The organism is Sphingomonas albertensis (assembly GCF_014358075.1).
GTDB lineage: Bacteria > Pseudomonadota > Alphaproteobacteria > Sphingomonadales > Sphingomonadaceae > Sphingomonas > Sphingomonas albertensis.
The window spans coordinates 115274-129332 of the sequence record NZ_JACONT010000002.1; the positions used below are offsets into that span (position 1 = coordinate 115274).

General features: G+C 66.6%; 11 protein-coding genes. 4 read left to right on the plus strand and 7 right to left on the minus strand.

The features are described 5' to 3' along the window. Positions 1-69 precede the first annotated feature (69 nt). Together H8S47_RS01655 and H8S47_RS01660 are read left to right on the plus strand one after the other, a co-directional pair. Positions 70-678: a TetR/AcrR family transcriptional regulator gene (locus H8S47_RS01655; RefSeq protein WP_187502198.1), complete on the plus strand. Its 609-nt coding sequence runs from the start codon at positions 70-72 to the stop codon at positions 676-678. 151 nt (positions 679-829) lie between these two features. Then, the gene (locus tag H8S47_RS01660; RefSeq protein ID WP_398457228.1) at positions 830-2077 is read left to right on the plus strand and encodes a multidrug effflux MFS transporter; all 1248 of its coding nucleotides are present in this window, start codon (positions 830-832) and stop codon (positions 2075-2077) included. 6 nt (positions 2078-2083) lie between these two features. Here the strand turns inward: H8S47_RS01660 and H8S47_RS01665 are convergent, their stop codons facing one another. The 4 genes from H8S47_RS01665 to H8S47_RS01680 all read right to left on the minus strand — a co-directional run bounded on the left by H8S47_RS01665 (position 2084) and on the right by H8S47_RS01680 (position 6132). Then, positions 2084-3490, minus strand: coding sequence for an amino acid permease (locus H8S47_RS01665; RefSeq protein ID WP_187502199.1), 1407 nt, complete (start codon positions 3488-3490; stop codon positions 2084-2086). Positions 3491-3514: 24 nt separating this feature from the next. Further along, entirely contained in the window at positions 3515-4168 is a 654-nt protein-coding gene (locus H8S47_RS01670) for a GntR family transcriptional regulator (RefSeq protein WP_187502200.1), read from the minus strand. A gap of 63 nt (positions 4169-4231) precedes the next feature. Then, a complete protein-coding gene (locus H8S47_RS01675) occupies positions 4232-5230 on the minus strand; it encodes a 4-hydroxyproline epimerase (protein ID WP_187502201.1) in 999 nt (332 codons plus the stop codon). Continuing rightward, a complete protein-coding gene (locus H8S47_RS01680) occupies positions 5230-6132 on the minus strand; it encodes a dihydrodipicolinate synthase family protein (RefSeq protein WP_187502202.1) in 903 nt (300 codons plus the stop codon). Before H8S47_RS01680 ends, H8S47_RS01675 begins: the two co-directional genes overlap by 1 nt. Before the next feature lie 77 nt (positions 6133-6209). Between H8S47_RS01680 and H8S47_RS01685 the strand changes: the two genes are divergently transcribed. Further along, the gene (locus tag H8S47_RS01685) at positions 6210-7457 is read left to right on the plus strand and encodes an NAD(P)/FAD-dependent oxidoreductase (protein ID WP_235982542.1); all 1248 of its coding nucleotides are present in this window, start codon (positions 6210-6212) and stop codon (positions 7455-7457) included. After that, on the plus strand, positions 7454-8626 hold the full coding sequence (locus H8S47_RS01690) for a M24 family metallopeptidase (protein ID WP_187502204.1): 1173 nt from the start codon (positions 7454-7456) through the stop codon (positions 8624-8626). The genes H8S47_RS01685 and H8S47_RS01690 overlap by 4 nt, the downstream gene beginning before the upstream one ends. A gap of 53 nt (positions 8627-8679) precedes the next feature. Here the strand turns inward: H8S47_RS01690 and H8S47_RS01695 are convergent, their stop codons facing one another. The 3 genes from H8S47_RS01695 to H8S47_RS01705 form a co-directional block, all read right to left on the minus strand. After that, positions 8680-10443 carry a DUF885 domain-containing protein gene (locus tag H8S47_RS01695; RefSeq protein WP_187502205.1) on the minus strand — a complete coding sequence of 588 codons (1764 nt, stop codon included), beginning with the start codon at positions 10441-10443 and terminating at the stop codon, positions 8680-8682. A gap of 2 nt (positions 10444-10445) precedes the next feature. Next, positions 10446-11477 (minus strand): Ldh family oxidoreductase, encoded by a 1032-nt coding sequence (locus H8S47_RS01700; RefSeq protein ID WP_187502206.1) that lies wholly within the window; start codon positions 11475-11477, stop codon positions 10446-10448. 145 nt (positions 11478-11622) lie between these two features. Then, complete coding sequence (locus H8S47_RS01705; protein ID WP_187502207.1) at positions 11623-13989, minus strand: glycoside hydrolase family 127 protein; 2367 nt, start codon at positions 13987-13989, stop codon at positions 11623-11625. Positions 13990-14059 lie beyond the last annotated feature (70 nt).

The window sequence follows — 14059 nt, forward strand, 5'->3', positions numbered from 1 at the left end:
CACCGACAGCCGCTACCTACATGCCTAACATCACTAGACGATCGGTCTACGCATTGATAAGGAAAGGTCATGCCGCCAGCAGCACCCGAACCCGATTCTCGGTCGACGATCCTGGCGACGGGCCAGCGGATCATGAGCCGCAAGGGCTTCTCCGCCGTCGGCCTCACCGAGATCCTGAAGGACGCGGGCGTCCCGAAGGGATCCTTCTACCATTATTTCGCCTCGAAGGACGCGTTCGGCGAGGCCATGCTCTTGGCCTATTTCGAGGACTATCACGGTGACATGGACGTGCTGTTCGCCAGACCGGGCCTGACTGCGGCGGAGCGGCTGATGCTGTATTTCGCGGCGTGGCGAGAGACCCAGGGAGCGTTCGACTGCCAAGGACGCTGCCTGGCCGTAAAGCTCGGTGCCGAAGTCGCCGATCTATCCGAGCCGATGCGCCTAGCCCTGAAGGCCGGGACGACCGGCATCGTAACGCGCATGACCCAGGCGATCGAGGCCGGCGTGGCGGACCGCTCGCTCTGCGTTACCGAGCCCCCGGCCGAACTCGCCGCATCGCTCTATCACCTGTGGCTCGGCGCCAGCGTGATGGTCAAGATCGTCCGCACGCAGGCACCGTTCGAGACCGCGCTCAGGGCGACTCGTCAGTTACTAGGCATGACGCTCCCGCTTCGGTAGGCGCGCGCTGCCTCGGCAACGGTCGAGCGATGGGCTGCGGTGGCGATCGACCCGCGCACCGGACCCGCCAGCCGGAACCCCTACCCGGAACCTATGCTCGCGATACGTCATTCACATGGCCTTCCCGACATTTGCGACCTAGGCCCACCCGATGACCGACAAAACTCCCGCCCCCTCGATGAAACCCGGCGAATTCGTCGCCTTCGTCGCGGCGTTGATGGCGGTCAACGCGCTCGGCGTCGACCTGATGCTGCCGGCGCTCGCGGATATCGGCCATCAGCTCGGCATCGCCACCGCCAACCACCGGCAATGGATCATCACCGCGTACATGCTCGGGTTCGGCGCCGGCCAGCTCGTCTACGGTCCATTGGCGGATCGGTACGGGCGTAAGCCGATCCTGCTGCTCACGCTCGCCGGTTTCGTCGCAGCCAGCATCTTCGCCGCCGGATCGCAGACCTTCGCCGCATTGCTCGGCGCGCGGGTTCTCCAGGGGCTGATGTCAGCCTCCACGCGCGTGCTCGCGGTCGCGATCGTTCGCGACCGCTATTCGGGGCGCCAGATGGCGCGCACGCTATCGGTCGCGCAGATGATCTTCTTCCTCGTGCCGATCATGGCCCCCAGCCTCGGGCAGGTCTTGCTGGCGATCGGTCCGTGGCGCTTCATCTTTTATGCCCTGGCCGGATTTGCGGCGCTGGTGCTCGCATGGTCCGCCAGCCGGCTCGGCGAAACGCTGCCGGTCGATCGCCGGACGCCCTTGTCGCTTGGTGCGCTTCGCCATGCCTATACGCTGACGCTGACGAACCGGTTCTCGGCGGGCTATGCGGTCGCCGCCTCGATGACCTTCGGCGGCATCATCGCCTTCGTATCGTCGGCCCAGCAGATCTTCGTCGACCAGTTTCATGCCGGCGAGCGCTTCACCATCCTGTTCGCGGTCTGCGCCTTTTCGATGGGGTGCGCATCGTTCGCCAACAGCCGGCTGGTCGAGCGCCTGGGGACGCGACTGATCTCGCAAGCCGCGGTACTCGCGCTGATCGGCCTGTCGGTGCTGCATATCGGCGTGATCGCGACGGGGCTGGAATCGCTCTGGACCTACATGCTGTTCCAGGCGCTGAGCATGACCTGCATCGGCCTGTGCGGTTCGAATTTCGGCGCGATGGCGATGGAGCCGGTAGGCCACATTGCGGGGACCGCCTCGTCGATCCAGGGTTTCATCACCAGCGTCGGCGCGGTTATCGTCGGATCGCTGATCGGGCAATCCTATAACGGAACCACCTATCCCCTGGCGATCGGCTATCTCGCGATCGGCCTGGGCGTCCTGGCGGTCGTGTACGCCGTCGAAGGCGGTAAACTCTTCCGCGCACGCAACGCCGGGGGTGAAACGCCCGCGTCCCAGACCTGAGTATCCTTACGCCTCGGCAAGCCCCACGGCACTCTTCCGCCGACCATAAGCGAAGTAGAGCGCCAGCCCGGCGGCATTCCAGATCACGAAGCGCACGAGCGTCGACGTCGGCAGGCTCGCGAGCAGGTACAGGCAGCCGAGCACCGTCACCGTACCGACGACGTACGCCGCGGGGCAGCGGAACAGGCGGGGCAGCTGCGGCGCGGTGCGGCGCAGGACCACCAGGCACACGCCGACCGAGATGAACGCGATCAACGTGCCCGCATTGGCGAGTTCGGCGATCTCGTCGAGCCGGAAGAAGCCCGCGACCGCCGCGATCGACAGGCCCGTCAGCAGCGTGATCAGCGTCGGCGATCCGGTCCGCTTGCTTACCTTCGCGAGGCGCCGTGGCAACAGGCCGTCGCGCGCCATCACGAAGAAGATCCGGCTCTGCCCATACATCATCACCAGGATCACCGACGGCAGCGCGATCACCGCCGCCAGCGCGATCACCTGCGCCGCAAACGGCTGGCTCAACTGGCGCAACACCAGCGCGAGCGGCTCGGGCGAATTGGCGAGCTGCGTGAACGGCAGCGCGCCGATCGCGCTGACCGCCACCGCCATGTAGATCACCGTGCAGACCAGCATCGACCCGACGATCCCGATCGTCAGGTCGCGCTTGGGATTCTTGGTCTCCTCCGCCGACGTCGCCACCGCGTCGAAGCCGTAGAAGGCGAAGAACACGATCGCCGCCGCCGCCATCACGCCGCGCTTGTGCCCGCCGATCTCGGTCGAGCCGAAGCCGTACGGCATGAACGGGTGGAGGTTGTCGGCCTTGAACGCGGGCGCGGCGTAGATCACGAAGACCGTCAGCGCGACCAGCTTGATCAGCACCAGCACGATGTTGAGCGTCGCGCTCTGCCGCGTGCCGAGGATCAGCATCCCCATCACCGCGAGCGACACAAGCACTGCGGGCATGTTGACGAGGCCACCCCCATGCGGGCCGACCAGCAATGCATGCGGCAAATGGATCCCCGCCGCCTCGATCCAGCCGACCAGATAGCCCGACCAGCCGACCGCGACGGTCGAGCACGCCAGCGAATATTCGAGGATCAGGCTCCAGCCGACCACCCAGGCGATACCCTCGCCAAGGGCCGTATAGCTGAAGGTATAGGCGCTGCCCGCTGCCGGGATCAGCGTCGCGAGTTCGGTATAGGCGAGCGCTGCGCACGCGCAGATCACGCCGCAGATCACGAAGGCGAGGATCACCCCCGGCCCTGCCCGCTCGGCACCGACGCCGACCAAGGTATAGATCCCGGTGCCGACGATCGCCCCCACCCCGAGCGCGATCAGATGCGGCCAGCTCAGCGTCTTGGCGAGGCTGTGTTCCTGGCCATGGGCAGACGATTCGAACGATTTACGCGGTCCAAACATTGCCCATCCCCGGTGATATGATCGTTATTCGCGCGCTGATGCGAACTGGAAGCGCAGATCGGTCAGCGTCGATTGAATATGGCTGGTCAGCAGCGTCAGCATGCGATCGTCGTCGCGCGCGAGCCACGCGCCGAGCATCTGGCGGTGCTCCAGATGTGCGCGGTCCTCGCGCCCCGCCGGCCGCAGATGCGCGACGACGTAGCGCTCGGCGAGGATCGCCAGCCGCTCGACCATCTGCGTGGTCAGCAGGCGGCGGCCCGGCCGGACCAGCGCGGTGTGGAACACGCGGTTGCGGATCGCGACTTCGGCGAGCCGCTCGCTCGCCGCACTGTCGAGTTCCTCGAAGGCGAGGATCGCGGTCGCCCTATCCGCGTCGTTGGCGACGGTCGAGGCATAGGCCGCGGCCTGCGGCTCGATGCTCAGGCGGAGCGCGAAGATGTCGTCCGCTTCGTCCGCCGACATCGGCTGGACCGAATAGCCGCGGTTGGCGTGGCTGGTCAGCAGGCCCTCCTGCTCCAACCGCGCCAGTGCCTCGCGCAGAGGGATCTTGCTGACCCCCAGTTCGGTCGCGAGCGCATCCTGTCGGATCGCGCTATGCCCGGCGAGCTTGCCCGTGACGATCTGTTCGCGAACGATCTCGAACACCTGCTCGGACAGCGTGCGGACGACGATACTCATAGACGGTTGGCTCCCGGGGCAGAATTGCTGCACCGGCATAGCCCACACTTCATGAGAAATGGCTCATGAAACTTGAAATCCGTTCCAGAAACGATCGTCGCGATCGATCCAGATCGTATTGAACCCGGTAGCGATCGCCGATCCTTCGATCGACGGGATGATCGCAGGGGTATCGCCCAGCGTCGTGCCGGCTTCGACGCGGCCGATGAAGCGGCTGCCGATATAGCTCTCGTGGACGAAGCGGTCGCCAACCGCGAGCCGGCCCTTGTCCGCAAGATGCGCGAGCCGTGCCGACGTACCGGTGCCACACGGACTGCGATCGATCGCCTTGTCGCCATAGAACACCGCGTTGCGACCATCGGCGCCGTCTCCGCGTGGCACATCCGCCCACAGCACGTGGCTGACGCCGCGGATCGTCGGGTCGAGCGGATGGACCGGCTCGAACTGTGCCCGCACCGCCTCGCGAACGCGGCCGCTGAGCGCGATGATCTCTGCGGCACCGAGGTCGTCGAGCCCGGTATAGCGCCCCTGCGGCTCGACGATCGCGTAGTAATTGCCGCCATAGGCGACGTCGATGCTGAGCGGACCGATCCCCTCGACATCAACCTCGATCCCACGGGCCGCGACATACGCTGGCACGTTGGTGATCCGTACCGACGTTACCTTCGCGCCGTCAGTCTCGTACGCCACGTCGATCACACCCGCGGGCACCTCGATCCGCAATTGGCCCGATACGGCCGGCTGGATCAGCCCGTGTTCGAGCCCGAACGTCACCATCCCGATCGTGCCGTGCCCGCACATCGGCAGGCAGCCACTCGTCTCGATGAACAGGATGCCGATATCGGTGTCGTCGCGCGTCGGCGGGTAGAGGAACCCGCCCGACATCATGTCGTGCCCGCGCGGTTCGAAGCAAAGCCCGGTGCGGATCCAGTCGAACCGGGTCAGGAAGTCCTGCCGCCGCTCCGACATCGACGCGCCCTTCAGCAACGGCGCCCCGCCCGCGACGAGGCGGACCGGATTGCCGGCGGTGTGGCCGTCGATGCAGAAGAAGGTGTGCCGCATCAGTTCGAGAGAGTTGGGCGCGTCGCCGCAGCCTTCTCGACCATCGCGATCACCTCGGCACGGCGTTCGCCGATCAGCGGATAGCGTGGCGGCAGGACGCGCTCGGAGCCACGCCCCATGACCTGCTCGGCCAGCTTGATCGACTGGACCAGGTCATGCTCGGCATCGAGATGAAGCAGCGGCATGAACCAGCGATAGATCTCCATCGCCTTGGCATGATCGCCGCGCGCGAACGCATTGACCAGCTCGACCGATTCCCGCGGGAATGCATTGGTAAGCCCCGAGACCCAGCCCTGCGCACCCAGGTACAGCCCTTCGAGCGCGACGTCGTCGAGCCCGGCGAACAGCACGTAGCGATCGCCAAACGCGGTCTTTACGTCGGTGAAGCGCCGCGTGTCGGGCGCGGACTCCTTCACCGCGACGATGTTCGCGACGTCGACCAATGCGGCGAGCACGTCGTTGTCGATCAGCGTGCGATAGGCCGGCGGGTTGTTATACAGCATGATCGGCAGGCCGACCGCGGTCGCCACGCCCTTGAAATGCGCGACGAGTTCATGCGGCTTCGGCACATAGACCATCGGCGGCAACAGCATCAGACCATCCGCACCGACCTTCTCCGCCGCCTGCGCATACCGCACCGCACGGCGCGTGTCGTACTCCGATACACCGGTGATGACCGGCACGCGGCCGTCGACCGCCTCGACGATCGCGGTCAGTACCTCGACCTTTTCCTCATACTCGAACGAGTTGTTCTCGCCGACCGTGCCGAGCGCGATCACTCCGGTCACGCCGTCGCGGATCAGGTCGTCGACGACACGTTGCGTATCGGCGAGATCGACCGTCATATCCTCGCGGATCTGAGTCGTTACGGCCGGAAATACACCCTTCCACTCGACAGACATTCGGTATCGACCTTCCTGCGTTTCAATATATATACCGTATACGAAATCGATTGATGCGGTGCAACAGGAGAAATGGGTTGGAAACGGTCAAGCCCACGATCGGGATAGTCGGCGGCGGCGTGGTCGGCTTGTGCTGCGCCGTCGCTCTGCTCGATCGCGGATATGGCGTGAGTGTGTTCGAACGCGACGCCGATTACAACGCCGCATCCTGGGGCAATGCCGGCCACATCGCAGTCGAGCAGGTCGAGCCGCTTGCGTCGCCAAGCGTGCTTAAATCCGTGCCGAATCGCCTGTTCAGCGCGGGCGGGGTGCTCGGGTTGCCACCGTCGATGGCGCGACGCTGGCTGCCGTTTGCCGCACGGCTGGTCGCGGCGTCGACACCGGCGAGGTTCGCGGCGGGAACGGCTGCGCTGACGCCGTTGTTGGCCGGCGCGATGCCAGCGTGGCGCGATCTGGTCGCGGCGATCGACGCACCGGGTCTGTTGCGCGAGGAGGGCCATATCCTGGTCTGGGATTCGGCCGCGAGCGCAAAGACCGGCCGGCAGCGCTGGTCGCGAACAGCGATCGGAACGGCGCGGATCGTCGATGCCGAGCCCGAACTGCTGCGCCGGCTAGGCTTTCTCGCCGATCCGGTCGGCGGTGCGATCCGCTTTACCGGCAGCGGCCAGATCGCCGATCTCCGCCAGCTCGCGACGACACTCGAAGCCGCGGTCGAGGCGCGCGGCGGGCGGATCGTCCACGGAGGCGTGCACCTGATCGACGGCGGCGGACGGATCGTCGTAGCCGGGCACGATGTCGATCAGGTGCTGGTGACCGCCGGGGTCCGGTCCCGCGATCTGCTCGAACCGCTCGGCTACCGCGTGCCGATGATTGCCGAGCGCGGCTATCATATCCGCGCGCGCGCCGATGGCTGGCCCGCCGACCTGCCCCCGATCGTGTTCGAGGACTGCTCGATGATCGTCACGCGCTATGCCGATTGCGTCCAGGCGGCGAGTTTCGTCGAACTCGGCGATCCCGACGGCCCGCCCGATCCGCGCAAATGGGACCGGCTGGAGCATCACGTCCGATCGCTCGGCCTGCCGATCGAGGGGCCGTTCGAACGCTGGATGGGCGCGCGGCCGACGCTGCCCGACTATCTCCCCGCGATCGGCCGCTCGACGCGCCACGCCAATCTGGCCTATGCGTTTGGCCATCAACATCTCGGGCTGACGCTCGCGCCGGTGACGGCGACGCTCGTCGCGGCGATGCTCGCGGGCGAGACCCCCGCCATACCGCTCGCGCCGTTCGACCTCGACCGCTTTGGTAGAAAAGGACCTCACGCATGACCATCGGCGGATCTTCGATAGCCGACGAACTCGCGACCATCGTCCCCTGGGAGGACCGTGCGCCGCGGATTACGCTGGCCGAGCGCACCGCGCGGCTCGATAAGGCGCGCGCGCTGACCGAGGCGGCGGGCGCCGACGCGCTGCTGATCGGTGCGGGGGCGAGCCTGCGCTATTTCGCGGGCATCCCGTGGGGCGCGACCGAGCGCCTCGTCGCGCTGTTGCTCCCGGTAAAGGGCCAGCCCATCCTGATCTGCCCGCGCTTCGAACAGGGCTCGCTGGAGGCGGCGGTCGAGATCGACGCCGACCTCCGCCTCTGGGAGGAGGACGAGAGTCCGTATGCGCTGGTGGCCGTTGCCGTACGGAAGCTGCTGCTCGACCCGCAGCTTCCGTACGGCATGGCGACCGGACTTGCCGCCACGGGTCTCGAACTCGGCGATGGCGCTTCGGTGATCGACGCTTGCCGGATGATAAAGAGCCCGGCGGAGATCGCGCTGCTACGCCAAGCCAAGGCGATGACGCTCGAAGTCCAGCGCCGTGCGGCGCGCATCCTCCACCCCGGCATCGCGGCCAGCGCGGTGATCCGCTTCATCGACGAAGCACACCGCGCGATCGGCTCCTCGGGCTCGTATTTCTGCGCCGTCCAGTTCGGCCGCGCGACCGCCTTTCCGCACGGCCTCCCCGGCGACCAGCTGCTCGAGGAGGATCAGCTCGTGCTGATCGACACCGGCTGCCAGGTCGAGGGCTATCATTCCGACATCACGCGGACCTACGCGTTCGGCCAGGTCGGCGACGAGGCCCGCGCGACCTGGGACATCGAACACGAAGCGCAAGCTGCCGCGTTTGCCGCAGTCCAGCCCGGCATACCCTGCGAAACGATCGACGCCGCCGCCCGCGTCGTTCTGGAAAAGGCCGGGCTGGGACCCGACTACCGCCTCCCCGGCCTGCCGCACCGCACCGGCCACGGCATCGGCCTGTCGATCCACGAACCCGCCTATCTGGTCCGCGGCGACCGCACGCCACTGGCGCCCGGCATGTGCTTCTCGAACGAGCCGATGATCGTCGTCCCCGACCGCTTCGGCATCCGCCTGGAGGATCACTTCCACGTCACCGAAACAGGCGCCGCCTGGTTCACCGAACCTCAACCCTCGATCGACCGCCCGTTCGGCTAGTCGTTTGCACCATCCTCCCCCGCCAGGGGGAGGATCGTTTAAGTTCGCCCGCCTCATTCCTCGTCAGGATAAGGCCCCTTGCCGCCTGCCGCGATCAGCTGGTCGGTCCGCGCCTCGATCACAGGCACCGGCACCGATCCCATCTCGAGCATCGCGTCGTGGAACGCGCGGATGTTGAACTTCGCGCCAAGCCTTTCCTGCGCCTTCTTCCGCGCGGTCTGGAACGCGATCTGCCCCATGTAATAGGACAGCGCCTGCCCCGGCCACGCGATGTAGCGATCGACCTCGGTCTCGATCTCGTGGTTCGACAGCGCGGTATTGTCGTGCAGATAGTCCTGCGCCTGCTTCCGGCTCCAGCCCTTCGCATGGATGCCGGTATCGACCACCAGCCGCGCCGCCCGCCATGCCTGATAGCTCAGCATCCCGAACAGGTCGTACGGCGTCTCGTACATCCCCATGTCCTCACCGAGCGTCTCGCAATACAGCGCCCAGCCCTCGCCATAGACAGACAGATACGTGTCGCGCCGGAACGCGGGCAGGCTCTTGTTCTCGGACGCGAGCGGCATCTGGAATGCATGCCCCGGCGCGCTCTCGTGCAGCGTCAGCGCGACCTGCGAATAGAACGGCCGTGACGGCAGGTCGTAGGTGTTGACCAGATAGATCCCCGGCCCGCCGCGCCCGCCGGTGTAGAACGGCGCGATGTCCGCCGGCACGGGCTTGATCGCGAACCGGCTGCGCGGCAGGTGGCCGAACCACGACGATGCCTTGCCGTCGAACGTCTTGGCGATCCACGCCGCGCGATACAGCAGCTCGTTTGGCGCCTTGGGATAGAATTGCGGATCGGTGCGCAGGTGGTTGAAGAACGCCTGCAAATCACCCTGGAACTTCACGCTGCGCATCACGCCGTCCATCCGCCCGCGGATCTTGGCGATCTCGGCGAGCCCGAGCGCGTGGATCTGCTCGGGCGTGATATCCTGCGTCGTGTATTCGCGAATTTTCGACAGGTAATAGGCCTTGCCGTCGGGCAGGTCGTACGCCGCCAGCCCCTCGCGGGCGTGCGGGATATACTCGGTGCGCAGGAACTTCAGCAGCGTCGCATAGGCCGGTGCGACCGCCTGCGAGATCGCCGCCGTCCCTTCCGCCCTGAGCGCGGCCTGCTCGGCGGCGGGGATCGTCGACGGGAAGCTCTTGAACGGTTCGTAGAACGGCGAGTCCTGCGGCGTCTTCGCCTCCGCGACCTGCGCGACCCCGTTGTCGCGCCCCGTCAAAGTCACGCGCGACGGCGTGAACCCACGTGCCAGTCCCGCCCGCATGTTGCCGGTCTGCTGGTCGAAATAGCGCGGGATCTGGCGCATGACGGCGATATAGTCGCGATAGTCCTTCACCGACTTGAAATTGCCGCGCGCACTCTCCGCGACATCGCCCCAGAAGCTCGTATCCGCAGTCAGCGGCTTCTCGTAATCGCGATAGCGTTGCTCGGCGAGCAGTGCGTCGATCTGCTGCGCATAGACGGCGTAGTTGATGCGGTTGGCGGGCGACAGGCTGGCCGGCGCGATCGCCGCGAGTTGCCGCGATACGTCGGTCCAGCGCGCGAGCCGCTCGGTCTGCGCCTTGGGGCCGACATCCGGCAACCGCGGTGCGGCGGTCGGATTGTCCTCGCCCTGCGCGAACTGGAGTTGTCGCCACTCATATTCCGACGTGTAGAGCGCCTTGAACCGCGAATCCGCCGACTTTGCCGCCGCCGCCTTCGGAGCCCTAGGAGGCACCGCCCCCACCGCCGTCGAACCCAGCGCGAGCAACAGGATCAAAGCCTTCATCGTCATTCTCCTGGAACCAGCGCCATGATGTCGCGGTACAGGGCTGCGGGTATAACCACACCCTCGGTCACACTCCGCGCCCGCGCCGCGTACCGCCGCTGCGACGGCAGGCGAGCGCCCTGCGCCTCGATCGCTCCGAACATCGCTTCCGCCCGCGCAAGGTGCTCGGCGACCGCATCGCCGAGAAACCCGACGGGATCGATCGCGATGATCAGTTCACCCCCGATCGGCGACCCACCCCGTCCGGCATCGGCCTCAAGCGATCCCCGGCTGGTCATGTCGCCGATCAGCGGCCCCGCGAGCAGTTCGACCATCGCCGCCAACGCCGAGCCCTTATGCCCGCCGAACGTCCGCATCGCGCCGCTCAACACCGCCGCCGCGTCGGTCGTCGGCTGGCCATCCGCATCATAGCCCCAGTCGTCGGGCACAGGCTTCCCCGCGCGCCGATGCAGTTCGATCTCGCCGCGCGCGACCGCACTGGTCGCGAAGTCGAACACGAACGGAGGCCCGCCAGCGCGCGGCCAGCCGAACGCGATCGGGTTGGTCCCGAACACCGGCTGCGTTCCCCCCGCCGGCGCGACCCAGGCGTGGCTGGGCGTCACCACCAGCGCGACCAGCCCCTCCTCCGCCAGCGCCTCGACCTCGGGCCAAAGCGCGGCGAAATGCACGACATTGTTCAACGCCAGCGCAGCGATTCCATACGCGCGCGCCTTCTCCGCCAACCGCTGCCGCCCCCGCTCGAACGCAAGCTGCGCGAACCCGCCGCCGCCATCGACCCGCACGAGCGCGCGCGCCGGTTCGCTCACCACCGGCTCGGCATCGACCGCAACGACACCCTTGGCGATACTGTTCGCCGCGACCAGCAGCCGGTAGATCCCGTGGCTCGCACAGCCGTCACGCTCCCCCGCGACCATCGTTTCCGCCACCGCCTCGGCATGCGCGCGCGACAGGCCGGCGCCGAGCAGTACGCGTCGGGCAAGGGTGCGGACCTCGTCGAGCGTCAGGCGAACGCCGTCCACATGCGCGTCGGTCATGCAAAGGCTCCGCGGTCGAATCCACATTCGGCGGGCAAGACCTGTTTCCCCGCGAAGGCGGGGATCCAGACTGGGCTCCCGCCTTCGCGGGAGAACAAGGAAGGGAGGGCTGCCGCCGGATTGCGCGCCAGCGCTGACACCCCGCTCACGCGACCCCATCCGGCTTGGCAGCCACCATTCGCACCCCGAACACCGGCCCGGCGGACGAGCGGTCATGCGGCACGAACCGCACCTTCACGCTCGTCTTGCCCTTGGTCAGCCCGATCGGCAGCGGATAGTCGACATCGAAGAACTTGCCCGGCTGGTCCGCCTCGAGATGCTGCGTCGCGACCTTCACGTTATCGATGAGAATATCGAAATCGCGCGCGCGCTCGTCGCCCCAATAAGTCGCCTGCAACACCAGCGGCCCGGCGCGCGTCTTCATCGCGAACTCGAAATACCCGCCCGACCGCGCATCGCGCCCGTTCCGCCCGCGATAGCTGACCGGATAGGAAATCTCCGACGTCAGCGCATGATCGCGCTCCGGCTGCATCTCGCCGAGATGCATCACGTCGACCGACCGCGCGGCGATATCCTTCAGCCGCGCCTGCTCGGTCAGGAACGCCGCCTCCTCGGTCTTCCACGCCGCCTCGCTGAAGCGCTTGAAATACACCGCGCTGCGTCGGTCATGCTGGCTGTAGAACGGCACGAAATTCAGGTCCGCCGGACGGATGATGCCCTTCGTAGCGTAGGTAGCGCGATCGGTCGGCGTGAACGCCGCGAGCAAATCCGCGCCGACCATCGCCGGATCCGCCTGCTCCCATTTCGCCTCGGTCGGCCCGAGATCGGCGGCCATCACCATCGGCCCGCGCAGCACGGCGACCGTGTCGACGTCGCCCGGCGCACTCTCCAGCCGCAGGTCGAGCGGCACGCTGATCGCGACGACATCGCCCGCCTTCCAGCGCCGCTCGACGATCGCATAGCCCTTCGCCAGCACCGGTTCGACCGCCGCGCCGTTGACCGTCACCGTCGCGCGCCCGGCAGCCCAGCCCGGCACGCGCAGTGCGATCGGAAAGCGTCCCGGCCTGGCCAGCTTGGTCAGCGTCAGCCGCGACTCCGGCTCGAACGGATAGCGCGTGTCGAGCGTCAGCACCGCGCCGCGCGCCTGCCACCGCGCCTCCGCCGGGATGTAGAGATTGACCAGCAGCGTGCCGTCGCCCTCCCAGAAGATCGCCTCGCCGTGCTTGGCATGGCTCTCCATCCCGCTGCCGACGCAGCACCAGAACGCATCGTCCTTCGGCGTCGAATACTCGCGCACGGAACCCGTCATCAGCGGCGTCATATAGCTGAACCCCGCCGTCTTCGGGTTCTGCGCCGCCATCACGTGGTTCAGATGCGCACGCTCGTAATAATCGAACAGCGCGCCGTCCGGCTGCCAGCCGTACAGATGCTGCGTCAGCTTGAGCATGTTGTAGCTGTTGCAATGCTCGCACGTCTGCTCGGTGATGTGGTTCGCGATCGTATCGGGCCCGGAGAAATACTCGCGGTCGGCATTGCCGCCGATCACATAGCTGTGATGCTGCGTGACGGTCTTCCAGAAGAACCGCGCGGCGTTGGCGGGCGCGGGCTTGCCGTTCAGTTCATGGATCCGCGCGAGCCCGATCAGCTTCGGCACCTGCGTATTGGCATGGAAGTTCGCCAGCTTGTCCTCGCCCGCGACCATCGGATCGAGCATCTTCCGATCGTACAGCCGCTCCGCGACATCGAGCCATTGCTTGTTCCCGGTCCGCGCGGACAGCTCGGCATAGCTCTCGTTCAGCCCACCATATTCGCACCCGAGCAGCGTCTGCATCTGCGCATCGTCGAGCGCCGCGAACACTTTTGCGAAGTAGGTCGCGAGCCCGGTCGCGACGGTCAGCGCCTGCGTGTTGCCCCATGCGGCATGCACGTCGAGCAGACCCGCGAACACCTTGTGCACGGTATAGAGCGGCGACCACGAGCCGTTGAGATCGAACCCGCCCGACTTGATCTCGCCGCGCATCACCTCGGGGAATATCTCCTCGCCGTCGACGATCGTCCCGTCCTTCCGCTTGCGCCCGAGCGCGCCGACATAGCCCGTCCCGCGCTTCGCCTGCGCCCGCGCCAGTTCTGCAACGATATAATCCGCGCGAGTACGGCACTCCGCATCGCCGGTCTGCGCGTGCATCAGCACAAGCGCGGTCAGGTAATGGCCGAGCGTATGCCCGGCGATCGTGTCGCTCTCCCACCCGCCATAGATCGGTGCCTTCGCAGGCAGGCCCGCATAGACCATGAAGTTGTGCAGCAACCGGTCCGCGCTCAACCGCAGCAGATACGCGCGATTGACCTCGACCGCGCTGGCATAGGCGGACGGCAACAACCGCACTGCCGACAGGGGCAAGGGTTTCGCGCGGGTCGGCAGCGTTCCGGCGCCCTTGCCAAACGCCTGTTCGCCCACCGACAACAGCACCAACGCCGTCGTCCCCATCAATACATCCCGGCGGCTTGCGAACATCTTTATCTCCATTCGGATATCGTATACTATACGTCCGACCAAGCAGCGCAAGTGACACTTTATCCTAACC

Excerpts from the sequence above, each read along its gene's own strand:
- H8S47_RS01655 (WP_187502198.1), top strand. The coding sequence starts at position 70 with ATGCCGCCAGCAGCACCCGAACCCGATTCTCGGTCGACGATCCTGGCG.
- H8S47_RS01660 (WP_398457228.1), top strand. The coding sequence starts at position 830 with ATGACCGACAAAACTCCCGCCCCCTCGATGAAACCCGGCGAATTCGTC.
- H8S47_RS01665 (WP_187502199.1), bottom strand. The coding sequence starts at position 3,490 with ATGTTTGGACCGCGTAAATCGTTCGAATCGTCTGCCCATGGCCAGGAA.
- H8S47_RS01670 (WP_187502200.1), bottom strand. The coding sequence starts at position 4,168 with ATGAGTATCGTCGTCCGCACGCTGTCCGAGCAGGTGTTCGAGATCGTT.
- H8S47_RS01675 (WP_187502201.1), bottom strand. The coding sequence starts at position 5,230 with ATGCGGCACACCTTCTTCTGCATCGACGGCCACACCGCCGGCAATCCG.
- H8S47_RS01680 (WP_187502202.1), bottom strand. The coding sequence starts at position 6,132 with ATGTCTGTCGAGTGGAAGGGTGTATTTCCGGCCGTAACGACTCAGATC.
- H8S47_RS01690 (WP_187502204.1), top strand. The coding sequence starts at position 7,454 with ATGACCATCGGCGGATCTTCGATAGCCGACGAACTCGCGACCATCGTC.
- H8S47_RS01695 (WP_187502205.1), bottom strand. The coding sequence starts at position 10,443 with ATGAAGGCTTTGATCCTGTTGCTCGCGCTGGGTTCGACGGCGGTGGGG.
- H8S47_RS01700 (WP_187502206.1), bottom strand. The coding sequence starts at position 11,477 with ATGACCGACGCGCATGTGGACGGCGTTCGCCTGACGCTCGACGAGGTC.
- H8S47_RS01705 (WP_187502207.1), bottom strand. The coding sequence starts at position 13,989 with ATGTTCGCAAGCCGCCGGGATGTATTGATGGGGACGACGGCGTTGGTG.